Source organism: Bradyrhizobium guangxiense (genome assembly GCF_004114915.1).
Lineage (GTDB): Bacteria > Pseudomonadota > Alphaproteobacteria > Rhizobiales > Xanthobacteraceae > Bradyrhizobium > Bradyrhizobium guangxiense.
In genome coordinates this window covers 7,164,850-7,189,331 of sequence record NZ_CP022219.1, presented here as the reverse complement: position 1 = coordinate 7,189,331, position 24,482 = coordinate 7,164,850, and the positions used below count along the sequence as shown (strand labels likewise).

Annotated in this window: 21 protein-coding genes; 9 read left to right on the top strand and 12 right to left on the bottom strand. The window is 64.3% G+C overall.

Translation table 11 applies throughout. From position 1 onward, the window contains the following. Positions 1–124: 124 nt before the first annotated feature. Positions 125–2,161: a methyl-accepting chemotaxis protein gene (locus tag X268_RS34380; protein WP_128929064.1), complete on the bottom strand. Its 2,037-nt coding sequence runs from the start codon at positions 2,159–2,161 to the stop codon at positions 125–127. A 248-nt stretch (positions 2,162–2,409) separates the two neighbouring features. Between X268_RS34380 and X268_RS34375 the strand changes: the two genes are divergently transcribed. Then, positions 2,410–3,576 (top strand): FIST N-terminal domain-containing protein, encoded by a 1,167-nt coding sequence (locus tag X268_RS34375; protein WP_128929063.1) that lies wholly within the window; start codon positions 2,410–2,412, stop codon positions 3,574–3,576. Beyond that, on the top strand, positions 3,573–4,931 hold the full coding sequence (locus tag X268_RS34370; protein WP_128929062.1) for a hybrid sensor histidine kinase/response regulator: 1,359 nt from the start codon (positions 3,573–3,575) through the stop codon (positions 4,929–4,931). The genes X268_RS34375 and X268_RS34370 overlap by 4 nt, the downstream gene beginning before the upstream one ends. A 7-nt stretch (positions 4,932–4,938) precedes the next feature. Here X268_RS34370 and X268_RS34365 read toward each other — a convergent pair whose 3' ends face one another. The 5 genes from X268_RS34365 to X268_RS34345 form a co-directional block, all read right to left on the bottom strand. Continuing rightward, the gene (locus X268_RS34365) at positions 4,939–5,628 is read right to left on the bottom strand and encodes a response regulator (protein WP_128929061.1); all 690 of its coding nucleotides are present in this window, start codon (positions 5,626–5,628) and stop codon (positions 4,939–4,941) included. A 100-nt stretch (positions 5,629–5,728) separates the two neighbouring features. Then, positions 5,729–6,415 (bottom strand): response regulator, encoded by a 687-nt coding sequence (locus X268_RS34360; RefSeq protein ID WP_128929060.1) that lies wholly within the window; start codon positions 6,413–6,415, stop codon positions 5,729–5,731. Positions 6,416–6,539: 124 nt separating this feature from the next. Next, positions 6,540–7,730 carry a c-type cytochrome gene (locus tag X268_RS34355; RefSeq protein WP_430648246.1) on the bottom strand — a complete coding sequence of 397 codons (1,191 nt, stop codon included), beginning with the start codon at positions 7,728–7,730 and terminating at the stop codon, positions 6,540–6,542. A 140-nt stretch (positions 7,731–7,870) separates the two neighbouring features. Beyond that, positions 7,871–9,586, bottom strand: a complete 1,716-nt coding sequence (locus tag X268_RS34350) for a PQQ-dependent methanol/ethanol family dehydrogenase (protein WP_245477735.1) — start codon at positions 9,584–9,586, stop codon at positions 7,871–7,873. Positions 9,587–9,847: 261 nt separating this feature from the next. After that, positions 9,848–10,297 carry an SRPBCC family protein gene (locus X268_RS34345; protein ID WP_128929057.1) on the bottom strand — a complete coding sequence of 150 codons (450 nt, stop codon included), beginning with the start codon at positions 10,295–10,297 and terminating at the stop codon, positions 9,848–9,850. A gap of 515 nt (positions 10,298–10,812) precedes the next feature. Here X268_RS34345 and X268_RS34340 point away from each other — a divergent pair. The 4 genes from X268_RS34340 (at position 10,813) to X268_RS34325 (ending at position 15,854) form a co-directional block, all read left to right on the top strand. Continuing rightward, complete coding sequence (locus X268_RS34340) at positions 10,813–11,298, top strand: (2Fe-2S)-binding protein (RefSeq protein WP_128929056.1); 486 nt, start codon at positions 10,813–10,815, stop codon at positions 11,296–11,298. Positions 11,299–11,382: 84 nt separating this feature from the next. After that, positions 11,383–13,725 carry a xanthine dehydrogenase family protein molybdopterin-binding subunit gene (locus tag X268_RS34335; RefSeq protein ID WP_128929055.1) on the top strand — a complete coding sequence of 781 codons (2,343 nt, stop codon included), beginning with the start codon at positions 11,383–11,385 and terminating at the stop codon, positions 13,723–13,725. 13 nt (positions 13,726–13,738) lie between these two features. Further along, positions 13,739–14,539 carry an FAD binding domain-containing protein gene (locus tag X268_RS34330; RefSeq protein WP_128929054.1) on the top strand — a complete coding sequence of 267 codons (801 nt, stop codon included), beginning with the start codon at positions 13,739–13,741 and terminating at the stop codon, positions 14,537–14,539. Between the two features lie 208 nt (positions 14,540–14,747). Beyond that, complete coding sequence (locus X268_RS34325) at positions 14,748–15,854, top strand: CaiB/BaiF CoA transferase family protein (RefSeq protein ID WP_164938075.1); 1,107 nt, start codon at positions 14,748–14,750, stop codon at positions 15,852–15,854. Positions 15,855–15,952: 98 nt separating this feature from the next. Here X268_RS34325 and hppD read toward each other — a convergent pair whose 3' ends face one another. Next, positions 15,953–17,071, bottom strand: a complete 1,119-nt coding sequence (gene hppD, locus X268_RS34320) for a 4-hydroxyphenylpyruvate dioxygenase (RefSeq protein ID WP_128929052.1) — start codon at positions 17,069–17,071, stop codon at positions 15,953–15,955. Positions 17,072–17,195: 124 nt separating this feature from the next. Here hppD and X268_RS34315 point away from each other — a divergent pair, with 124 nt between their 5' ends. Both X268_RS34315 and X268_RS34310 read left to right on the top strand, forming a co-directional pair. Beyond that, positions 17,196–17,675, top strand: a complete 480-nt coding sequence (locus X268_RS34315; protein ID WP_128929051.1) for an Lrp/AsnC family transcriptional regulator — start codon at positions 17,196–17,198, stop codon at positions 17,673–17,675. Positions 17,676–17,747: 72 nt separating this feature from the next. Continuing rightward, positions 17,748–18,059, top strand: a complete 312-nt coding sequence (locus X268_RS34310; RefSeq protein ID WP_128929050.1) for a DUF1272 domain-containing protein — start codon at positions 17,748–17,750, stop codon at positions 18,057–18,059. A 94-nt stretch (positions 18,060–18,153) separates the two neighbouring features. Here X268_RS34310 and fahA read toward each other — a convergent pair whose 3' ends face one another. The 5 genes from fahA to X268_RS34285 form a co-directional block, all read right to left on the bottom strand. Continuing rightward, positions 18,154–19,422: a fumarylacetoacetase gene (gene fahA, locus X268_RS34305; protein ID WP_128929049.1), complete on the bottom strand. Its 1,269-nt coding sequence runs from the start codon at positions 19,420–19,422 to the stop codon at positions 18,154–18,156. 109 nt (positions 19,423–19,531) lie between these two features. Then, entirely contained in the window at positions 19,532–20,878 is a 1,347-nt protein-coding gene (gene hmgA, locus X268_RS34300) for a homogentisate 1,2-dioxygenase (protein WP_164938074.1), read from the bottom strand. 2 nt (positions 20,879–20,880) lie between these two features. Further along, a complete protein-coding gene (locus tag X268_RS34295; RefSeq protein ID WP_128929047.1) occupies positions 20,881–21,837 on the bottom strand; it encodes an MBL fold metallo-hydrolase in 957 nt (318 codons plus the stop codon). Positions 21,838–21,860: 23 nt separating this feature from the next. Then, entirely contained in the window at positions 21,861–22,085 is a 225-nt protein-coding gene (locus X268_RS34290) for a DUF2783 domain-containing protein (protein ID WP_128929046.1), read from the bottom strand. A gap of 8 nt (positions 22,086–22,093) precedes the next feature. Continuing rightward, on the bottom strand, positions 22,094–23,722 hold the full coding sequence (locus X268_RS34285) for an FAD-dependent oxidoreductase (protein WP_128929045.1): 1,629 nt from the start codon (positions 23,720–23,722) through the stop codon (positions 22,094–22,096). 110 nt (positions 23,723–23,832) lie between these two features. On the opposite strand from X268_RS34285, the gene X268_RS34280 reads away from it, so the two are divergent. Continuing rightward, positions 23,833–24,375: a MarR family winged helix-turn-helix transcriptional regulator gene (locus X268_RS34280; RefSeq protein ID WP_128929044.1), complete on the top strand. Its 543-nt coding sequence runs from the start codon at positions 23,833–23,835 to the stop codon at positions 24,373–24,375. The last annotated feature ends 107 nt before the right edge of the window (positions 24,376–24,482 follow it).

The following is a 24,482-nucleotide window of genomic DNA, read 5'->3' as shown; positions in this document are numbered from 1 at the left end:
CGCAACTGGCGGTTAGGTGACGCAGGGAATTGTTAAGGTGCGCTTTCCCGCGCCGCTACAAATCGATTTGCCACGCCCCTTGCTCCGCTGTCGCCCTGGACAAGCGGAGAGTTGAGCAGCGAGCCTACGCCGCGCGGATATTGCCCATGAAGCGGTCGAGCTCGGCGCGAAGGCGGGTGCTTTCGGATGACAGCGTCTTGGCCGAGTTCAGCACCTCTTCCGACGCCGAGCCGGTCTCGGCGGCACCACGGTTGACCTGGCCGATATCGGCGGCCGCGGTCTGGGTGCCCTGCGCGACGGTCTGGACGCTGCGCGCGATCTCCTGCGTCGCCGCGCCCTGCTGCTCGACTGCGCTCGCGATCGAGGTCGAGATCGACGAGATCTGGCCGATGGTCGCGCCGATCTCCTTGATCGCGGCGACCGATTCCGCGGTGGCGCCCTGCATGCCCGCGATGTGCGAGGAAATCTCGTCGGTCGCCTTCGCGGTCTGGCTCGCCAGCGACTTCACCTCGCTGGCAACCACGGCAAAGCCGCGGCCGGCTTCACCGGCGCGCGCTGCCTCGATGGTGGCGTTGAGCGCGAGCAGATTGGTCTGCTCGGCAATCGCCGTGATCAGCTTCACGACCTCGCCGATCTGCTGGGCGGCATGCGAGAGCTTGCCGATCCGGCCGTCGGTTTCCTTGGCCTGCACCACGGCGGCTTCCGCAATCCGGCTGGAGTCGCGGACCTGGCGGCCGATCTCCTCGACCGAGGCCGAGAGCTCTTCGGTCGCGGTGGCGACCGACTGCATGTTGGAGGAGGCCTGCTCGGAGACGCCGGCGACCTGGCTCGACAGGCTCTGGGTGGTCTCGGCGGTGCGGGTCAGGGTAGAGGCTGCCGATTCCAGCTGCACGGCCGAGGCCGAGACGTTGGAGACGATGGCGCCGACCGCGCTCTCGAAGTCGTCGGCAAAGCGGATCAGTTCGGCGCGGCGGCTTGCGGCCTGCTCCCGGTTCTGGACCTCGCTGGCGGCGGCATCGCGCTCGGCTTTGGCGATGGCCTGAACCTTGAACTCCTCGACCGCGCCGGCCATCTCGCCGATCTCGTCCTTGCGGCCAAGACCCGGCAGCACGACGTCGAAATTGCCCGAGGCGAGCTCGCGCATCGCCTTGCACATCGCGATCATCGGACGCGAGATGCCGGTGCCGAGCAGGAAGGCGAGAACCGCACCAAGCAAGGTACCACCAATGGCCAGCATCAGAACCAGGTGCTCGGTCTTGCCGATCGTCGCTTCCGATTCGGAATCCAGTCGCTGCTGCTCGGCGACGAGGTCCGCCTTCATGGCGGTCGCGCCTTGCAGGATCGCCCCCGCCGAACCGCTCATCTCGGTGACGAGCTCGTCAACCAGCTTGGCGTTGGCGATCAGCTTCTCCAGCGCTTCGCGATAGGCGCCGAGGATGGTCTTGGCGTCCTTCAGGCCGGCGACGATCTTGTCGTCCATGGAATAGACCGCGCCGAGCGAGTTCTCGACGAACTTCAGCCGTGCCAGCGCGCTGCTCGCGATCGCCTGATCGGACGTCAGCACGAAATTGGTGGCTGCGGCGCTCGCGGTTTGGAACTGGGCGTTGACCTGCTTGGTGCCGAACTCGATCGCCTGCGCCTCGGAATCGGAGGCGTTGTTGCCGATGTCGTCGAGCTTGTACTTGAGGAGATTGGCTTGGCGCTGCAGCTGGTTCTGCACCAGCAGCGTGCTGTCGCGCTTGGCCTGGAGAACCTTGGCGAAGGTCGCGGAGAAATTCGAGAACTCCTTGGCGAGCTTGTCGAGACTCTCTTTCCGCGCCGGGGTCTTGGCGCTCTTGACGGCCTGGTCGATGGCATTCTTCAGGCTGGCCTCGGCATCAAGCGCCGCCTTGGCGTCATCTTCCTTGCCGGTGACAACGAAATATTTGACGGCCGAACGGTAGGCGAGCAGCTCGCGGTCGATGGTGCGGGCGAGGTCGGCCTCCGACACGCTGCTGCGGTAGGACCCGACCCCGGCCGAGACCCGCTCGAAGCCGAAATAGGAGAAGGCCATGCTGCCCGCCGAGATCGCCAGCACCGCGGCAAATCCCAGGATGATCTTGGCGCGGAACCTAAGCGTGGGAAATATTGTGCGCTTTGACGGCGCGATACGCCCGGACATTCCCACCCCCAAAAGATCTGTTCTTGCATGTGCAGCCCAGCCTGGGAGCAGCCCCTCCCAGACCGGCGATTAAAATTAGGGCAGAATCGTCAAGGGGCGGTAAATTCGTCCAGCAAGGACCATTCGGGCGGAGCACACGTTCCGCGGAGCCGGCCGCCAGGTTGCGACCAGACGAAAAAGGCCATACTCTGTGGGCACTTGTCGGGCACTTGGCGTCAGACCGAGCGGGACCTTAAGGGAGAGACGGAGTGGGGCAAACCGACTTTCGGTTTGGCGGTGCGTCTGGCGTTGCCGTCGCGAAGTCGAAGGCCGCGGGCGTCGAGCAGGCCGTTGCCGACCTTGCCGCCCAGCTCCCATCCGACGAGCTCGCGCTGATTCTGCTCTTTGTCTCCCCGAGCTACGATCCGCACCAATTCATCGCCGAGATCAGCCGACACTTCGACGGGATCCCGGTCTGCGGCTGCACCACCGCCGGCGAGCTGGCGCCTGACGGCTGGGACGAGAACAGCGTCGTCGCCCTGGCCTTCAGCCGCGCCGACTTCTCGGCCGTGGTGCGCCCCATTCTCAATCTCGACAGCTTTCGCGTCGAGGACGGCCGCAGGATCGGCGCCGAGCTCCGGCAGGAATTGCTGCGGGAGTCCTCCCAGATCGAGCGCGGAAATCCGTTCGGCCTGGTCCTGATCGACGGCCTGTGCCGCCGGGAAGAAGCGGTGATGTCCGCGATCTATGCCTCGCTGGACGACATTCCGATTGTCGGTGGATCCGCCGGCGACGGGATGCGGTTCGAGCGGACCTGGGTGTTCCTCGACGGCAAGGCGCACACGAATGCCGCGCTCCTGGTCCTCTTGAGCACGTCGTTGCCGTTCCGGGTCTTCAAATGTGACAATTTCGAACCGCGACCCCAGAAGATGGTGGTCACCGAGGCCGACATCGAGAATCGAACGGTCAGGGAGCTAAACGCCGAGCCCGCGGCTCAGGAATATTCCCGCGTCGTCGGGATCATGGACGCCAAGCTCGATCCGTTCTCGTTCGCCTCGCATCCTGTTCTGGTCCGCGTCGGCGGCTCCTACTACGCCCGCTCGATCCAGCGCGTCGAACCGGATGGGTCGCTGCACTTCTTTTGCGCCATCGACGAAGGCATGGTGCTGACGACAGCGACGTCGCGCAGCCTCGTCGGCACGACGCGCGAGGCCTTCGCGGAAACGCGCGACCAGATCGGCGAGGTCTCGCTCTATATCGGGTTCGAATGCCTGCTGCGCCGGCTCGATGCCGAGCAGCACCAGCTCGCCCGCGACATGTCCGAGCTCTACCGCCAGAATCGCGTGGTCGGTTTTCATACCTATGGCGAGCAGTTCGGCTCGATGCACGTGAACCAGACGTTCACGGGCGTCGCCATCGGCAGGCGTCCGTCGTGACGGAGCTTTGGCGGGACCCTGACACGGTCGAGCAGCTGCAGCGGGAAACTGCGAAGCTGAAGAAAATCAATGCCGCGCTGATGTCCCGCGTCGAGCGCTCGATGGACCAGCAGCTCAACGCCTTCTCGCTGTTCGAGACCGCGATCGCGCTCGACCGCCAGGTCCGGGACCGGACCTACCAGTTGCGCGAGGCGCTGCATTCGATCGAACGCGCCAATGAGGGTCTGTATCGTGCCAAGCAGCAGGCCGAGGCCGCAAGCTCGCTGAAATCGTCGGTCCTGATCTCGGTCACCCACGATCTGTTGCAGCCGCTGAACGCCGCGCGCCTGACGCTCTCGGCGCTGGCCGAGATGATGGAGGCGCAGGAGGCGGGTCTTCTGATCGACCAGGTCGACCGCTCGCTGGTGACGCTGGAGGACCTGTTGCGGTCGTTGCTGGAGATCGCCAAGCTCGACGCCGGCGCGCTCAGGCCCGACGTGCGTCCGTTGGCGCTGGCGCCGCTGTTCGAGCAGCTTCGCAACGAATTCGCGCCGATCGCCGCACGGCAAGGTCTGTCCTTACGCATCCGCAGCTCGCCGCTCGCGGTGTCGTCGGACGCGATGATGCTCCGGCGCATCCTGCAAAATCTGCTCGCCAACGCCATCCGCTACACCCGCAGCGGCGGCGTCGTGATGGGGTGCAGGCGCCGAAACGACCGCATCTGCGTCCAGGTCTCCGATACCGGACCAGGAATTGCACCGGCGCAGCAGGAGGCTATCTTTCGCGAATTCCAGCGCGGAGAAGCCAGCGCTACCGACCAGGCCGGGTTCGGGCTCGGTCTCTCCATCGTTCGCCGCTTCGCGACGGTGCTCCGGCACGAGGTGCGGCTGTCGTCGCAGGTCGGCAAGGGGTCGACGTTCGTCCTGGAGCTTGAGCCCGCCGATCTCGCTGAGGTCACCGACGAGGTGCACGAGATCAAGCTCAGTGAACGTCAATATGGCGGCCTCGAAGGCGCCAAGATCCTGCTGGTCGAGAATGATCCGTCCGGCTCCGAGGCGATGGCCGCCCTGCTGGAAGGGTGGGGCTGCGACGTCGCGACCACCCCATCGGCGGCGGACGCACTGCAGCGCCTCAGTGAGCTCGGCGGCGCACCCGATGCGGTGATCGCCGATCTTCATCTCGATCACGGCGAGAGCGGATTGTCGGCGATAGCCGACATCCGGGAGCACCTGAGGCTCGATGTGCCGGCGATGATCATCACCGCCGATTACTCCGAGAAGGCCGCAAAGCAAGCGAGCCTCTCCGGCCTCGAAGTGCTGAAGAAGCCGGTCAAGCCTGCCGAGATGCGCGCATTGTTGTCGTTCCTGCTGACGTGACGGCCTTCTACTCCGACTGTGCGCGATCGTGCTTCGCCCGGCTCCCGTCGCTCGCCAGCGTCGCAAAATCGATCTTCGACATTTCGACGATCGCCTTGGTGCGGCTCAGCACATTCAGCTTGCGCAGGATGTCGGAGACGTGGACCTTCACGGTGGTCTCGGAAATCTTCAATTCATAGGCGATCTGCTTGTTCTGGAGACCGCGCTTGAGCATTTCGAGCACCCGCAATTGCTGCGGGGTCAGGTTATGCAGCCGCTTCAGCAGATCATGAGCGGGACTGGGGGCCCGCTGCGGCCGGAGTGCACGATAGGCGTCGGGAATGCAGACGAGACCCTGCAGCGCCTCACCGATCGACCGGGCGAGCTCCTGCTTGGACGAGGATTTGAAGATGTAGCCGGCCACGCCGAGCGACAGCGCGCCGGAGATGATCTTGGGATCCTGATGTCCCGACACGATGACGACGGGGACCTTCGGGAAGGCCTTGCGGATGCGAACGACGCCCGAGAGGCCGGTCGTGCCCGGCATCGACAGATCGAGCAGGAGGAGATCGAGCTCCGCGCCCGTGGACAGCTGCTCCAGCGCGCCGTCGACCGAAATTGCCTGCAAGATCTCGGCCCCGGGCGCCACCATCTGCAGCGCGCCTTCGAGCGCCTCGCGAAACAACGGATGGTCTTCGACAATCAGAAATCGCGTCACACGTCAGCCATTTCCAAATCGTTGCCAGACTTCGAGCTTGAAGCAGGATGTATCAGACCGCGCGGGCCGGGTTGATCGAGATCAACAATGGCGGCGCGGATCATTGCGGCCTCCCGCGGTCGGCCTTCGCATAGGCGCGGTTCCTGGGATCGGGCAGTTCCATCTTGCCGATCTCGATGATCGCCTTGTTGCGGCTGAACAGCCCGAGCTTGCGCAGGATCTCGGTGATGTGCGCCTTGACCGTGGATTCGGCGAGCTGAAGCTCCTGCGCAATCTGCCGATTGGGGTAACCGCGACGCAGCAGGTCCAGGACCCTAATCTGCTGCGGCGTGAGCTCGCGGAGCTTGACCTCGAGGGCCTTGCTGGTCTCGGCTTTGCGCCGCTGCGGCGTCGCCACGAAGTCTCGCGGCACCGAGACTGAGCCGGAGAGCACGCCCTCGATCGACTGGGCCAGCTCGCGCTTCGACGTCGACTTCGGCAGATAACCGGCCGCGCCGAGCGCCAGCGCCTCGCGGACCACGTGCTGGTCCTCCTCGCTCGAGACGATGGCAACCGGCAGGCGCGGATATGTTTCGCGCAAGCGGAGGAAACCGGAGAAGCCGGTCGCATCCGGCAACGACAGATCGAGCAGCGCGAGGTCGATCCCCTGCTCGGCCGACAGGATCTCCAGCGCGTCCTCGATCGACATCGCCTCCAGGATGCGAGCCTCCGGCAGGGCCAGCCGCACTGCATTGCCAAGCGCTTCGCGAAACAGCGGATGATCGTCGATGATCAGGAAGCTGGCCATGGCGCCTTCCAAGGATCCACCGCAGGTGCGGCAGCAGCGCACCCGTCCTGTGCCGATTCCGGCGCCGGAAAGATGCAGGGGTAAACGCTACCACATCTTCCCGATCCCGTCCGGTCAAGCCCGTTCAGTCGTTCGATTCGACCTGGACCGTTAGCAGGAACGAATAGATGCTGGCGAACTGATCGTCGGTGAAGACTTCCTTCCAGGCCGGCATGCCCTTGGCGGGGCGCCCCTCATGCACGGTCTTCCAGAACGTGTCGCGCATGTCGTCGCCGTAGCGGTGACGCAACAGCCGCAGGTCGATCTTCCGTTCGCTCTGGATGGCGTCGGGGCCGTGGCAATGCGCGCAGGTTCCGTTGAAGATCTCCTTGCCCGCACCGGCGATTTCCGCATTCGGCGCCGCTGCATCGCCCTTGGTCTCGGTTGCCACCACATTTGCGACCTGCGCCACGCCCGCCCCGGGGCCCGTTCCGACCGTGGCTCCCGCCGGCACAGCCTCAGCTGCGCCGAAACGAACCGGCTGTCCGGCCGGCAAGCCGTATTTCACCGCGAGGTCGGCAATTGTGCGCTGAAGTGTCGGCAGGATCGCGTCGACACGATCGCGGAGCTCGGTCGACCCCTTCGCGAAGCCGATCGCGGCATCCCATGACAGGCCTTCGCCTTCGGTGAGTCGGATCTGATAGCGATCCTTGTAATCGGTCATGTTCAGCCAGCCGGCGACCGGCCCCCAGATGAAGGCAACATCCGCCCTGCCCTGGTCGAGTGCCTGCATGGCCTCCTCGGGCGACAGCACGGTCACCTTCTGGATGTCGTCACGGGTCGCAAGCAGGTTTTGCGGGGTGCTGGCGTACTGGACGGCGACGCGCTTGCCCCTGAGGTCGTCGACACCACCGATCACCTGACCCTTTGCCGTGACCAGGGCGTAGCCCTCCTTGGCAATGGTGTTGGAGAAGATCACGGCAGGCCCCATGAAATCCTCCGAGCGCGGCAGGCCGATCATGGCGTCGCATTGCTTGCCCAGCAACGTGACCCGCACGGTGCGCTTGCCGAAATAGGATTTGTACCAATCGTAAGTGATGGGTTGGCCGAGGGCCTGCGCCAGCGCTCGGCCGATCTCGACATAGAAGCCCGGCTGCGACGGATTATCGCTCGAGAACGGCAGGTTGGTCGGATCGGCACACAGACGGAACGGCTTGATCTCGTCGGCATGGACGGCTGCGGTCGATGCGATCAGCGCGGCCGCGGCGGCAACTGCGAGCCGTCCCGCGGTGGCGCGATGCAGGTTGTTGCCGTTTCCTGGATTGATCGGACGCATCCTCATCTCCGGAAGTTGGGAATTGCTGGACCAGGCGTTGCGGCAAGGGACCTCACTCGAGATCCGGCCTGTGCCGTCGCCGCGCGATGTCGAGAAAGCACGCGCGTATCCCGTCTCCTTCGGGATACGCGCGCGAGTCGTCACTGGACGGAGAACACGAAGAGCGAACCGCCCTCGGGAGCTGCGGCCGTCATCTTCTTCCCAACCTCGCCCAGGAACGCGGGCAATGCTGCCGTGCGGCCGACGACGATGGCGACGTATTGCTTGCCGTCGACACTGTAGGTCACCGGGCCTGCGCCGATGCCGGAGCCGAGATTCTTGCTCCACAGCACCTTGCCGGACTTCGCATCAATAGCGCGGAAGTCGCCATGGATGTTGCCGGCGAACACGAGGCCGCCGCCGGTGGTCAGCGTGCCGCCGTTGAACGGCAGGTCTTCCTTGATCGACCACACCTTCTTCTGCGCGATCGGATCCCAGGCCACAAGCTCGCCGAGGAAGCCGCCGGGACCTTCCTTGGTCGGGAACTCGGCACCCAGATAGAACACGCCGCGCTTGTAGGCGACGTCGGAAACCGACCAGTCCATGCAGACATTGTTCGAGGGGATGTAGACGAGCCCGGTCTGCGGATTGAAGGACATCGGTTGCCAGTTCTTGCCGCCGATCAAGTTCGGGCAGATGTCCTTGGCGGGATGGCCCGGCCCTGGACGCTTGTCCGGGTCTTCGACCGCGCGCATGGTGTTGACGTCCCACTTCTTCGCCCAATTGGAGAAGACGTATTTCTCCGCCGAGAGCACCTTGCCGGTCTCACGGTTGGCGACGAAGAAGTAGCCGTTGCGGTCCGCCTTCATCAGCGCCGGCACGGTGCTGCCGCCGATCTTCAGATCCGCCAGCACGGCCTCGTTGACGCCGTCATAGTCCCAGGCGTCGGCCGGCGTGGTCTGGATGTGCCACTTGATCTTGCCGGTGTTGGGATCCAGCGCGAGCGTGGAGGCGGTGTAGAGGTTGGTCAGCTTGCCGAAATTGCCGTCGCCGGTCGAACGAACGCCGGTATTCCACGGACCGGGATTGCTGGTGCCCCAATAGACGGTGTCGCTCTTGGGATCGTAGGAGCCGACCAGCCAGGCCGCACCGCCGCCGTGCTGGGCGGAATCGCCCTTCCAGGTGTCGCCGCCGGGCTCGTCCGGACTGGGGACCGTGAAGGTCTGCCACAGCTGCTTGCCGGTGTTGATGTCGAAGGCCTGGAGCGAGCCGCGCACGCCGTACTCGCCGCCACCGAAGCCGGTGATCACCTTGTCGCGCACCACCAGCGGCGGCGAGGTGATGACCGAACCCTGCTTGTAGTCGACGACCTTCGTCGTCCACAGCGACTTGCCGGTCGCGGCGTCGAGCGCCGTCAGCTTGCCGTCGAGACGGCCGACGAAGATCTTTCCATCGGCATAGGAGACGCCGCGATTGTTGACGTCACAGCAGGCGTATTGCAGCACGTCCTCGGGAATTTCGGGCTCCCAGGTCCATTTGCGCTGCCCCGTCGCGGCATCGAGCGCGTAGACGTATTTCGGCCCCCAGGAGCTCGAGACATACAGCGTGTTGCCGACGACGATCGGCGAGGATTCGTTCGAGCGCAGCGAGGCCAGCGAGAACGAATAGGCGAGCGTCAGCTTGCCGGCATTCTCGGTATTAATCTGCTTGAGCGGGCTGTAACGCGTATTGCCGTAGTCGTGGCCGGCAACTGCCCACTGGTTTGAATCGGATTGCGCCTTGATCAGCGAGTCGTTGGCGCGAACGCCTGAAGTAACGGCGGCCAGCATCGCAATCATCGAGATGCCAGCCAAGAATCCCTTCGTTCCAAAGGTCATGTATTCCCTCCACGATGTTGTTGTGCACGCCATGTTGGGCGCCCGAGCGCGTTCCGCCCATGATGCGCAGTTCGTCTGCGAGCCATCGTTCGAAATTACAGCATCGGCTTTTCGCGCTTAGTATAGGCGGAAGGTAGTAGTGCAAATCATTGGCGGCTTTCGCCGCTCATCTCGTTGTCCGCGCTTGCGTCTTGCCCCTATTCTTGCCGCTTGAAATGCGTCATCGGATCCAGGCAGCATCGCGCCGCGATCGCGCATCAGTCACGATGATGGCGCTACCACCGCGGCGAAGTTTTCGAAGAAATTCGCCGCAAGTTTTCGCGAGGTCGAATCGATCAGCCGGGAGCCGAGCTGAGCGAGCTTGCCGCCGATCTGCGCCTCGGCTTCGTAATGCAGGATGGTGACGTCCGGCGCCTCTTCCGCGAGTCTGACCTTCGCGCCACCCTTGGCGAAACCGGCCACGCCGCCGGCACCCTCGCCGACGATGCGATAGCCATTGGGCGCATCGATGTCGGTCAACGTCACCTTGCCGCTGAACGTCGCCTTCACCGGGCCGACCTTCAACACCACCGTTGCCGTCATCTCCGTCGGCGAGGCCATCTCCAGCGATTGGCAGCCGGGAATGCAGCGCCTGAGAATCTCGGGATCGTTGAGCGCGGCCCACACCTTCGCTTTCGACGCCGGAATGCGCTGGCTGTCGTTCATCTGCATCGCTTCCACCCTCCGTTGTGTTTGTTCAGTGCGGATAGGGCTGCACTCGCCGTCGATCAATCGCCAGGAAGTAGGAGGCGAGCGATCGCGCCGGGCTGCGACGCAAGGCACTGGGCGGGTCGAGGGGACACACAGCAAAATCAAAGGCTTAGCGTTCCGCGGCGTACTACCAAGATCGCGATTACAAAGCCGCAGCCCCGTGCTCCTATTCACGCCAAGGAACAACACATCAGGGGAGAGCAACGTGCGACGGGGCTGAACTTGCGGTCGAGCAGCGGCGGGACGCGGCGCCGATCATGCAACATGGCCAGCGGCCGCGACACCGAATTTTCCAAAGCCGCTTTGCGGCTGCGCCACGTGTTGGCGACAGCCTGGAGCCCTATGATCGAATCGCAGGCCGTGACGGCTGCCACGGTGACCTTTCCATGACGCAAGGTCACCAAAATGCCAGTTGCAAAGTTCCGTTGCGCTGTTTCTAATTAGAACCAATCAAAATCATCCTGGGAGGACTCCACGTGTCTACAGTCAAACTGACGGTGAACGGCAAGGCCGTTGCTGTCGACGTCGAGGACCGCACGCTGCTGGTCCATCTCCTGCGCGATCACCTCAATCTCACGGGAACGCATGTCGGCTGCGACACCAGCCAGTGCGGCGCCTGCGTCGTGCACATGGACGGCAGGGCGGTGAAATCCTGCACCATGCTGGCGGGTCAGGCCGATGGCGCCAACATCACCACCATTGAAGGCATCGCCAAGGGCGACGAGCTGCATCCGATGCAGGCCGCCTTCCGTGACAATCATGGCCTGCAATGCGGCTATTGCACGCCGGGCATGATCATGTCGGCAATCGACATCGTGCAGCGTCACGGCGGCCAGCTCGACGAAGCCACCGTCCGCACCGAGCTGGAAGGCAACATCTGCCGCTGCACCGGCTACCACAACATCGTCAAAGCCGTGCTGGACGCGGCCGGACGCATGAAGGTCTCGCAGGCGGCCGAGTAAAGCGGCGCGCCTCGAAAGAAAACCACCGCTTGCTGCTTTCGAAGGAAAGCGCAGTCATAAAATTTCCGGTCGGGAGGACCAGACATGGGTGTTGAAGGCATCGGCGCGCGCGTCGTGCGCAAGGAAGACAAGCGTTTCATTACCGGCAAGGGCCGCTACGTCGACGACATCAAGCTGATGGGCATGACCCATGCCCATTTCATCAGAAGTCCGCATGCCCACGCCAAGGTGAAGGGGATCGACTCCTCCGCGGCGCTGAAGATGCCGGGCGTGGTCGCCGTGCTGACGGGCCAGCAGATCGTCGACGACAAGGTCGGCAACCTCATTTGCGGCTGGGCCATCACCTCCAAGGACGGCAGCCCGATGAAGATGGGCGCATGGCCGGCGATGGCGCCGGAGACGGTGCGCTTCGTCGGACAGGCCGTCGCCGTCGTGATCGCCGAAAGCAAGAACATGGCGCGCGACGCCGCGGAAGCGGTCGTGGTCAATTACGAAGAGCTGCCGGCGGTCGCCGACGTGCGCGCGGCAATCAAGCCCGGCGCACCGCAGCTGCACCCCGAAGCGCCCGGCAATCAGGTCTATGACTGGGTGATCGGCGACGAGGGCGCGACCGATGCCGCTTTCGCCAAGGCCGCCAACGTCGTCAAGCTCGACGTCACCAACAACCGCCTCGCCCCGAATGCGATGGAGCCGCGCGCGGCGATCGCCGACTATGACGCCGCGGAGGAGCATTTCACGCTCTACACCACCTCGCAGAACCCGCACGTCGCCCGCCTCGTGCTGTCGGCGTTCTACAACATTGCCCCCGAGCACAAGCTGCGCGTGATCGCGCCCGACGTCGGCGGCGGCTTCGGCTCCAAGATCTTCATCTATCCCGAGGAGATGGTGGCGCTGTGGGCCTCCAAGAAGGTCAGCCGTCCCGTGAAATGGACCGGCGACCGCACCGAGGCCTTCCTCACCGACGCGCATGGCCGCGACCATGTGACCCATGCCGAGATGGCGTTCGACGCCAACAACAAGATCACCGGCTTCAAGGTAAAGACCTACGCCAATTTCGGCGCCTACATGTCGCTGTTCTCCTCCTCGGTGCCGACCTATCTCTACGCGACGCTGCTGTCGGGCCAGTACAACATCCCGGCGATCCATGCCGAGGTGATCGGGGTCTACACCAACACCACGCCGGTCGACGCCTATCGCGGCGCGGGCCGCCCCGAGGCGAGCTATCTGATCGAACGGTTGATGGAAACCGCCGCTCGGCAGCTCAAGGTCGATCCGGCCCAGCTGCGCAGGACCAACTTCATCACCCAGTTCCCGCACCAGACGCCGGTCATCATGGCCTACGACACCGGCGACTTTAACGCTTCGCTCGATGCGGCGATGAAGGCGATCGACTATGCCGGCTTCCCTGCCCGCAAGGCGCAGGCGAAAGCGAACGGCAAGCTGCGCGGCATCGGCGTGTCCTGCTACATCGAGGCCTGCGGCATCGCGCCGTCGAAGGCGGTCGGCAGCCTCGGTGCCGGCGTCGGCCTATGGGAATCGGCCGAGGTACGCGTCAATCCGGTCGGTACCATCGAAATCCTCACGGGATCGCACAGCCACGGCCAGGGTCACGAGACCACGTTCTGCCAGCTGGTTGCCGATCGCCTGGGTGTTCCCATCAGCCAGGTCTCGATCGTCCATGGCGACACCGACAAGGTGCAGTTCGGCATGGGCACCTATGGCTCCCGCTCGGCGGCCGTCGGCCTCACCGCCATCCTGAAGGCGATGGAGAAGATGGAAGCGAAGGCCAAGAAGATCGCCGCGCATGCGCTGGAGGCTTCCGAGGCCGACATCGTCATCGAGAACGGCGAGTTCAAGGTGACCGGCACCGACAAGGCGATCGCCCTGCCGATGGTCGCGCTTGCGGCCTATACCGCGCACAATCTGCCTGAAGGCATGGAGCCGGGCCTGAAGGAGAGCGCCTTCTACGACCCGACCAACTTCACCTTCCCGGCCGGCACCTATATCTGCGAGCTCGAGGTCGATCCCGGCACCGGCAAGACCTCCTTCGTCAACTTCGTCGCGGCCGACGATTTCGGCCGGCTGATCAACCCGATGATCGTCGAAGGCCAGGTCCATGGCGGCCTTGTGCAGGGCATCGGGCAGGCGCTGCTCGAGCATGCGGTCTACGATGCCAACGGCCAGCCGGTCACGGCCTCGTTCATGGATTACGCCATGCCGCGCGCCGACGACGTGCCATCGTTCAACCTGTCCCACACCACGACGCTGTGCCCGGGCAATCCGCTCGGCATCAAGGGTTGCGGTGAGGCCGGTGCGATCGGGGCGTCAGCGGCCGTGATCAACGCGATCACGGATGCGATCGGCAAGAACAATCTGGAAATGCCCGCAACGCCCGATCGGGTGTGGCGCACCATCCACGCAGCTTAAAGGAGGACCGAAGATGTACCAGACCACCTATCATCGCGCCTCCTCGGTCGACGAGGCCGCCAGCCTGTTCGCCAAGGGCAGCGAGTCGAAGTTTCTTGCCGGCGGCCAGACGCTGCTTCCGGTCATGAAGCAGCGCCTTGCCAGCCCCTCCGACGTCATCGACCTCGCCAAGATCAAGGACATGATCGGCGTCGAGGCCTCCGGCGACACGCTGACGATCAAGGCCGCCACGCCGCATTATGACGTCGCGACCAGCGATGCCGCGAAGAAGGCGATTCCGGCGCTCGCCTATCTGGCCTCGCTGATCGGCGATCCAGCCGTGCGCTATCGCGGCACGATCGGCGGCTCGATCGCCAACAACGACCCCGCCGCGGACTATCCGGCCGGGCTGCTCGCGCTCGGCGCCACCGTGAAGACCAACAAGCGGTCGATCGCGGCGGACGATTTCTTCCAGGGCCTGTTCACCACCGCCCTCGAAGACGGCGAGATCATCACCGCTGTGTCGTTCCCGGTTCCGGCCAAGGCGGGCTACGCCAAGATGCGGCATCCGGCCTCGCGCTTCGCGCTGACCGCGGTGTTCGTTGCGCAGACGAAGTCCGGCGAGATCCGCGTCGCAGCGACCGGAGCGTCGCAGAGTGGCGTGATGCGGGTCGGCGCCATCGAAGCTGCACTGAAGGCGAACTGGTCGCCTTCGGCGATCGACGGCGTCAACATTCCGGCGAGCGGACTGCTGTCCGATATTCACGGCACGTCGGAGTACCGCGCCAACCTCGTCAAGGTGATGGCACAGCGCGCGGTGGCTGCCGCGGGCTGACATCCCGCTCTAGCAGCGCCTCGACGCAAATTTTCCGCGGCGCGCACTTCGGCGCGCGCCGTTTTATTTTGGCCATGCGGCATGAAACCGCTTGCCTCGCTGGCGGGAAGGCGAGAAAAGTTAATCAGCCGATTAACTCGCCCCCAAGAGCAACGTGAGGCGCTTGCCGGATCACCGGCACCTGCCCGCGACCCGAGGAAACAACAACGTGCTCGACAAATCAGCCCCCAATTCTTCCGTCCGCACCTCCGGCCCGCTCTCGGGCTTCCGCGTCGTCGAATTCGCCGGCATCGGCCCCGGCCCGTTCGCCTGCATGATGCTGGCCGACATGGGCGCCGACGTCGTCACGCTCGACCGCATCGGTGCCAAGAAGAGCATGAAGTCGGTGGCCGGCCGCGGCCGCAAGGTGATCGAGCTCGATCTCAAGGACAAGGCGGCGATTGCAGAGGTGCTCGACCTGCTGGCGGGCGCCGATGCGCTGGTCGAGGGGTTTCGTCCCGGCGTAATGGAGCGGCTCGGGCTCGGGCCCGACGTCGTGCTCGCACGCAATCCCAAGCTGGTCTATGGCCGCATGACCGGCTGGGGCCAGGAAGGCCCGCTCGCGAACGCGGCCGGTCACGACATCAACTACATCTCCATCACCGGCGCGCTCGCTGCCATCGGCACGAAGGAAGCACCGGTGCCGCCGCTCAACCTGGTCGGTGATTTCGGCGGCGGCGCGCTCTATCTCGTCGTCGGCGTGCTCGCCGCGCTGCTGGAAGCGCAAAAATCCGGCAAGGGCCAGGTGGTCGACGCCGCGATGTGCGACGGCGCGGCCTCGCTGATGTCGTTCTTCTTCGACATGACCACGCTCGGCCGCTGGACCGAAGGGCGCAACCAGAACTTCCTCGACGGCGGCGCGCATTTCTACGGCGTCTATGAATGCGCCTGCGGCCATTTCGTCTCGATCGGCTCAATCGAGCCGCAGTTCTACGCGCTGCTGCGCGAGCATGCGGGCCTGACCGACGCCGATTTCGACGCGCAGATGGACCGCAAGGCCTGGCCGGCGTTGAAGGAGAAGCTCAAGGCGGTGTTCAAGAGCAAGACGCGCGAGGACTGGTGCAGGATCATGGAAGGCACCGACATCTGCTTCGCGCCGGTGCTGACCATGTCCGAGGCCACGCAACATCCGCACATGCTCGCACGCAACGTGTTCATCGAGCGCCACGGCGTGAAACAGCCCGCACCGGCGCCACGATTCTCGCGCACGCCGTCCGCAGTACGTGAGCCGGAGCCGGCGGAGATCGCCGCGGTGACGAAGGCGTGGAAAGGCTGACGTCGTTCCGGGGCGCTCGCGTCGCGAGCGAACCTGGAATCTGGAGATTATCACATCGAGATTCCGGGTTCGCGCTGACGCACGCCCCGGAATGACGGTCAGGCCGCCGTCTCCACCTTCAGCACGCCGCGCCGGATCTGGTCTTCCTCGATCGATTCGAACAGGGCCTTGAAATTGCCTTCGCCGAATCCATCGTCGCCCTTGCGCTGGATGAACTCGAAGAAGATCGGCCCGATCGCGTTCGCCGAGAAGATCTGCAGCAGCACCTTGGTCTGGCCACCCTCGACCACGCCCTCACCGTCGATCAGGATGCCGTTCTTCTGGAGACGCGCGAGATCCTCACCATGCTTGGGCAGCCGCGTATCGACCTTCTCGAAATAGGTGTCGGGCGGCGACGGCATGAACGGCAGGCCGGCCTCACGCAGGCCTTCGATGGTGCTGTAGATGTCGCGGCAGCCGCAGGCGATGTGCTGGATGCCTTCGCCGCGATAGGTCTTCAGATATTCCTCGATCTGGCCGGAATCGCCGGCGTCCTCGTTGATCGGAATCCGGATCTTGCCGTCCGGGCTCGTCAGCGCGCGCGAGAACAGGCCGGAGGCGCGGCCCTCGATGTCGAAGAAGCGGATCTGGCGGAAGTTGAACAGCTTCTCGTAGAATCCCGCCCAGACGTCCATGCGGCCGCGATGGACGTTGTGGGTGAGATGGTCGAGATAGAAGAGGCCGGCGCCAACGGGCTTGGGATCGGGCTCGCCCAGCCATTCAAACTCGGCGTCATAGGCCGAGCCCTTGGCACCGTAGCGATCGACGAGATAAAGCAGGCTGCCGCCGATGCCCTTGATCGCGGGCACGTCGAGCGTCTTCTGTGCGGGTGACACACCGGCCGGCTCCGCGCCGAGAGAGATCGCGCGGTCATAAGCGGCCTTGGCATCGACGACGCGGAAGGCCATCGACGGCGCGCAGGGCCCGTGGGCTGCGACGAAATCGGTGCCGTGGGTGCCAGGCTCCTCGTTGACGAGATAGTTGATGTCGCCTTGGCGATAGACCGTGATCTTCTTGGTCTTGTGGCGCGCGACGGGCGCATAGCCCATCAGCTTGAACAGCGCGTGCAGCTCACCCGGATTGGGGTGCGCATATTCGACGAACTCGAACCCGTCGGTGCCCATCGGATTGTCGGCGCTGACCGTGGCGGGCGGTGCATCGTGCGGAAACGGTCCCATTGGCGGCTCTCCCAAATTCCCTGCTGAAAGGAAATATCCTTCATGGGGCACGCGAGGAGCGTGCAAACGGGACGTATTTTGGCTAAGATATGCACGATCTGTGCATGGAATTGCCGGAGGACGCATGATCTCGGTGGACGCTTTCGACCTCAAGATTCTGGGTGCGCTCCAGGACGACGGCCGCCTCACCAACCAGGAGCTCGCCGACCTCGCCGGCCTGTCGGCCTCGCAATGCTCGCGCCGGCGGATGCGGCTGGAGGAAGAGAAGGTAATATCAGGCTATCATGCCGATCTCTCCAGCGAGGTGCTCGGCTTCGGCGTGATCGCCTTCATCCAGGTCGGGCTCGCCACCCACTCGCCGGACAATTCCAAGCGGTTCCGCGCGCTGGTCAATCGCATCGACGAAATTCAGGAGGCCTATTCACTGACGGGCGATGCCGATTACGTGCTCAAGGCCGTGCTGCGCGATCTTAAGGGCCTCTCCAATCTCGTCAACGACGTGTTGATGCCGCACCAGAGCGTGGCGCATGTGCGCTCGTCGATCGTGCTGGACAGGTTGAAGGAGAGCTCGCGGCTGCCGCTCAAGGAGATCAAGCCCGGCTGAAATCGAGGGAACTACGCCATTCGCACAGCCCCGGCGATCTGCGATGATCGGAACCGATCCGGGGATTCGACCATGGCCCTGCAGCTTCGACCGAACTGCGAATATTGCGATTGCGATCTGCCGCCGAATGCAACGAACGCGCGGATCTGCTCCTATGAATGCACGTTCTGCGCGGACTGCGTCGAGACCAAGCTCTCCAACGTCTGCCCGAACTGCGGTGGCGGCTTTGCCCCGCGCCCGATCAGGCCAGCGCAGGAATGGCGGCCGGGCGTTTGCACCAGCAAACAGGCGGCGTCGGACAAACGGGTGCATTTGAAATACAGCGTCGAGGACGTCGCGGCGCATTGCGCGCGCGTGCGCGACGTGCCGCCGGAGAAACGATAGGCTCGGATCGTCATTCCGGGGCGATGCGCAGCATCGAACCCGGAACCTCGAGATTCCGGATTCGCGCTACGCGCGCTCCGGAATGACAGCAACTTCACTCCGCCGGCAAAATCGTCCCCTCGACCTCGCCAAATCCCACGCGATAGCCCTTGCCCTGACACCAGCCGCGCATAACGAGGCTGTCGCCGTCTTCCAGGAACGAACGCCTGGCACCACCGGGCAGCTCGACCGGCTCGGTGCCGTTCCAGCTGATCTCGAGCAAGCTGCCGCGCTGGTTCTTCTCCGGCCCGGAGATCGTGCCGCTGCCGAGGAGATCGCCGACATTCATGGCGCAACCCGAGGAGGCGTGGTGCATCAGCTGCTGCACCGAGGACCAGTACATGTATTTGAAATTGGTGCGGCTGATGCTGGCGGGCGCGTTGGCGCCGGCCGCTCGCAAGGAGACGTCGAGCTCGACGTCATAGTTCTGCGGCCTGGCCTGCTTGAGATAATCCAGCGGCACCGGCTCCTGCTCCGCGCCCTTCAGGCGGAACGGCTCCAGCGCCTCGCGCGTCACCACCCATGGGCTGATCGAGGTTGCGAATGCCTTGGCGAGGAACGGCCCGAGCGGCACGTATTCCCATTGCTGGATATCGCGCGCGCTCCAGTCGTTGAGCAGCACGAAGCCAAAGATCATCTCCTCGGCTTGGCTCTCGCTCAGCATGCCGCCCATCGGCGAGGGTTGGCCGATGACGACGCCCATCTCCAGCTCGAAGTCGAGCCGCTTACAAGGCCCGAAGCTCGGCACCTCGACATTCGCAGGCTTAAGTTGTCCGCGCGGGCGCTTCACCCGGGTGCCGGAGACCACGACGGTGGAGGCGCGGCCGTTATAGGCGATCGGCATATGCAGCCAGTTCGGCTGCAGCGCGTTGTCCTTGCCGCGGAACATCACACCGACATTGGTGGCGTGCTCCTTCGACGAATAGAAATCGGTGTAGCCGGAGACCGCGAACGGCATGTGCAGTCTGGCATTCTGCATTGGCACGAGAGCACGTGCGCGCAACGCCTCGTTATCCCGAAGTTCTGGATTGTCGTGTCGCAGGAGTTCGCTGATGCGCGCTCGCGTCTTGGACCAAACCTTCGGGCCCAGATGCATGAGAGCATTCAATCCGCCAGCAAAAGTGCCAGGATCGCCCGCAGTGATCACGCCGTCCTGCTCAAGCTCCCAGAGATCGAGCACGTAATCACCGATCGCCACGCCAAGGCGTGGCGCGAGGCCGTCATTGGTCGAGAACACGCCATAGGGCAAGTTCTGGATCGGGAAATCGGAAGAAGGGTCGACCTCGATGAAGGAGCGGAGGCTGGGGTCGTTGGGGTGAGGCACGCGAATTCTCCAATCGGAAATTCGTCATGCCCGGGCTTGACCCGGGCATCCATCATTTCAAGGAGGGATGGATCGCCGGGTCAAGCCCGGCGATGACGAGCAACAAAAGTTACGGCTTTCTCGGATCGAAACGCTTCTCCAGGCCCTTCCAGCAATCGGCATAATCATCCTGGAGCGTGGAGGAGCTCGCCGCATGCGCGGGGACGCGCTGCGGGTAGCGGGTCTCGAACATGAAGGCCATGGTGCCGGTCAGCTTCACCGGCTTTAGCTCGCCATTGCTGGCATGCTCGAAGGCGTCGCGATCGGGGCCGTGCGGCAGCATGCAATTGTGCAGGCTGATGCCGCCAGGAACGAAGCCTTGCGGCTTTGCGTCGTAGACGCCGTAGATCAGGCCCATGAACTCGCTCATGATGTTCATGTGATACCAGGGCGGGCGGAAGGTGTTGTCGGCCACCATCCAGCGCTCCGGGAAGATGACGAAGTCGATATTCGCGGTGCCCGCCGTCTCCGACGGCGAGGTCAGCACCGTGAAGATCGAGGGATCGGGATGATCGAATCCGATCGCACCGACCGGCGAGAAGGTGCGCAGATCGTATTTGTACGGCGCATAATTGCCGTGCCAGGCAACGACATCGATCGGCGAATGGGCGAGCTGCGTCTTGAACAGCGAGCCGCCCCATTTCACGTAGAGCTCGGTCGGTGCGTCCTTGTCCTCGTAATGCGCAACAGGGGTGAGAAAGTCGCGGGCATTGGCAAGGCAATTGGCGCCGATCGGCCCGCGCTCCGGCAGCGTGAACGCGCCGCCGTAGTTCTCGCACAGATAGCCGCGCGCGGGGCCGTTCGGAATCTCGACGCGGAACTTGACGCCGCGCGGGATCACAACGATCTCGCCGGGCTCGGCATCGATGCGGCCGAACTCGGTGACGAGGCGAAGATTGCCCTGCTGCAGCACGAACATCAGCTCGCCGTCGGCATTGTAGAAGTGCTGGTCTACCATTGACTTGGTGATGAGGTAGACGTGCGCGGCCATGCCGGCCTGCGTATTGACATCGCCGGCCGTCGTCATGGTCTGCACGCCCTGGACGAAGGTGACCTCTTCCTTAGGCAGCGGCGTCGGGTCCCAGCGCAGCTGCGCGATCGGCAGATCGTGCTCATGGCACGGCGCCGAGCGCCACAGCCCGGCATCAACTTTCTCGAAACGGCCGGAATGCTTGACCGAGGGTCGGATGCGATAGAGCCAGGAACGCTCGTTGGTGCCGCGCGGCGCGGTGAAGGGCGAGCCCGAGAGCTGCTCGGCATAGAGCCCATAGGCGCAGCGCTGCGGCGAGTTGCGCCCGATCGGCAACGCGCCCGGCAGGGCCTCGGTCTCAAAGCTGTTGCCGAAGCCGGACATGTAGCCCGGCGTGACCTGGGCCGAGCTGCGGATGATCTGATCAGGCGAGGTATTGATGTTCATGACTATCCTCCTCCTTGCAAGTTCGCCCACATTTCCTGGTCGCGCTTGTCGGTCCAGATCACGGGGTCGTCGATTCCCGACGCTTCGTCATAGGCGCGCGACACGTTGAACGGCAGGCAATGCTCGTAGATGGCAAAGCTGTGGAATTTCGGATCCATCACCTCGCGCGTCGCCGCCATCGTCTCCTTCAGCGTGCGGCCCCTCGCGACCGAGATTTCGGCCGCGCCATAGAGCGAGGTGACGAAGTCGCGCGTCATCGCGATGGCCTCGCGCACCGTGGCTGTGCCCTTCAGTGCATCGCCGCGGCCAGGCGCGATCGCCTTGGGATTGAAGTTGCGGATCTCGTTCAACGTCGTCGGCCATTCGCGCAAATGCGCATCGCCGCAATAACAAGCCGAGTGATATTCGATGAGGTCGCCGGAGAACATCACCTCGGCATCCGGTACCCAGGCGACGATGTCACCGGAGGTGTGGCCGGCCCCGAGCTGCATCAGGCGCACCTCGCGCTTGCCGAGAAAGATCGACATCTCGCCTTCGAAGGTCAGCGTCGGCCAAGTCAGGCCGGGAATGCTCTGGGCATCCTGGAACAGGCGCGGGAAGCGGCCATATTCGGAATCCCAATCCTGCTTGCCGCGCTCCTCGATCAGCCGATAGGTCTCCTGCGAGGCGACAATGCCCTGCGCCTTGTAGGCGGAGGCCCCGAGCACGCGCACGGCGTGATAGTGCGACAGCACGACATATTTGATCGGCTTGTCGGTTACGGCACGAACGCGCTCGATCACCTTGTTGGCCATCGCGGGCGTTGCCTGCGCGTCGAACACGAGGCAGCCGTCGTCGCCGACGATGACGGCCGTGTTCGGATCGCCCTCGGCGGTGAAGGCGTAGAGATCGGTGCCGATCTCGGAGAAAGTGATCTTCTTCTCGGAGAGATCGCCGGTGGATGCGAAGTTCTTCGCCATCAGCTCGTCCTTTGGGTGTTTGGTTATTGCTGCTGTTGTTGCTGCTGCTGACCGTCGATCATGCGGCGCCTGGCGAGCGCGATCGCCTCGCGCAGCACGTCGATATCGCCGATATGGTTGGCGAGGATCAGCACCAGCGCCGCGTCGAAATCGGCGCTCTGCTCGTCGGTGAGGCCGCGATGCGCTTCGACGATGGCGCGAAAGGCGTCGTCGGGCCGCGCAAAGTTGGAGCCTGTGGACAGCGGCATGCGAGACCTCAATTCAGACCTTGCGCCCGCGACAGCGCCGCCGCCATCGCCTCGCGGGTCGGATGGCGGAAGCGCGCGGCGACATAGCCGTCGGGCCTGAGCAGATAGGCTGCCCCGGGCGAGCCGTCATAGCGCTTTGCAACGAGGCCGGAGGGATCGGCGAGCCCGCCCTCGCCACCGATGCGAATGGTCTTGGTGCCGGCGGGCACGTCGACCGCCCTGCCATTGTTGAACGAGAGCAGGGTGAACTCCGTTCCCTTGCTGCGGAATGCATCCGTCAGATAGCCCTGCTCGCCCGCCCGCATCGCAGCGGGGGCATCGAGCATGGAGCAGCCGGGAGACGGTCCGCCGCCCCATACATCCGCATCCGGCGACGACAACGGGGAGTCGTAGCTGCACGGCACCGACAGTCGTCCGCCATTGACCATGCGCTTGCCGAAATCGGTCTCCTTGGCGAGCGACAGCACCGCCTTGCGCAGCCGCGCTTCCTGATGCGAGTTCGGCGCCATGAAATCGGTCGAGCGGGTGGATTCGCGGATGTTCTCGTCGGCCGCCAGGCTGCGCTCGAGATGATAGCTCTCGAGCAGGCTCGCGGGCGAGACGCCGCGCAGCACGCGGTCGAGCTTCCAGGACAGGTTTTCGGCGTCCTCGAGTCCGGAATTGGCGCCGCGGGCACCGAATGGCGAGACCTGATGCGCCGAATCCCCCGCAAAGAGCACGCGGCCATGGACGAAGCGATCCATCCGCCGGCACTGGAATTTGTAGAGCGAGATCCACTCGAACTCGAACTTGTCGTGACCCAGCATGCGCGCGATCCGCGGCCGCACGTTCTCCGGTTTCTTCTCCAGAACTGGATCGGCGTAGCGATTGAGCTGGAGGTCGATGCGCCAGACGTCGTCCGGCTGCCGGTGCAGCAGCGCCGAGCGTCCGGCATGGAACGGCGGATCGAACCAGAACCAGCGCTCGGTCGGGAATTCCGCGGTCATTTTGACGTCGGCGATCAGGAACTGGTCCTCGAACACCTGCCCCGCAAACTCCGCCCCGACCATCTGCCGCAGCGAGGAGCGCGCGCCGTCGCAGGCGATGACGTACTGCGCATGCAGGCGGTACGGGCCGTCCGGCGTCTCGATCGTCAGCGCCACGGAATCGTTGCGCTGCTCCAGCGCCGTCACCTTGTTGCGCCAGCGCAGGTCAACCTTAGGCAGATCCTGGATGCGATCGACCAGATAGGCCTCGGCGTAATATTGCTGGAGATTGATGAAGGCCGGCCGCTTGTGGCCGTCTTCGGGCAGCAGGTTGAACTGGTAAAGCTGGGACTCTCCGTGGAAGATGCGGCCGACGCTCCACACCACGCCCTTCTCGACCATGCGGTCGCCGACGCCGAGCCGGTCCCAATATTCCAGCGACCGCTTCGAGAAGCAGATCGCGCGGGAGCCCTCGCCGATGCGATCGGCGTCATCCAGGAGGACGACGCGCTGGCCGCGCTGGGCGAGATCGATCGCGAGCGACAGCCCGACCGGGCCGGCGCCGACGACCACGACCGGATGCTCGGCCGGGCGTTGAGCGGCGCGGTCCTGATCGGGATGGCGGCGATAGCCGAACTGGGCTTTGGCCTGATGCGTCGTGGCCTGCGCCATACACGAACCTCGGCTCTGGTCAGGACAGGTCTGATCTGCTAGATAGTCTCACGTGCAACTATTTTGGACCGGAGCCGGCCGGCCGTCAACTGGAATTCGGAGCACGCTCCTTGGCGAGGACATCCAGCGACATCGCACTGAAGGCGCGCGGGACCGGCGAGGCTTCGGCGCGGCCAAAGGCGCGGCTCGACCTGTTCAAATTCGTGCCGTTCCGCCTCAACCGGCTTGCCGCCGAGGGCAGTTCCGCACTCTCGGTCGAATATCAGGAACGGCACGGTCTCGACATTCCGGCTTGGCGCGTGATCGCCACGCTCGGGTTCCGCAACGATGCCTGCAGCGCGCAGTACATCGCGCAGTGCACCCGCACGCACAAATCCACCGTCAGCCGTGCGGTCACCACGCTGTTGCACGATGGCTTGATCGAGCGGGTCGAGAACGAAGCCGACCGCCGCGAATTCCGCCTGCAGCTGACGACGAAGGGCCGCTCCCTTTACGAAGAACTTTTCCCGCAACTGCTGCGGCGTGAAGACGAGATCCTCGCCTGTCTCTCGGCGCAGGAGCGCAAGCAGCTGTCCACCCTGCTCGGCAAGATCGAGCAGAGCCTCGATCTGATCCAGACCAGCGAAGAGGCCGACGCGAAGCAGGCGTATTAGCCGATGCCGTCATTCCGGGGCGCCACAAAGCGGCGAACTATGGTGCGCAATTGCGCACCTGAGAATCCATCGTGCCACCGGCTACGTCGATAAATGGATTCCGGGTT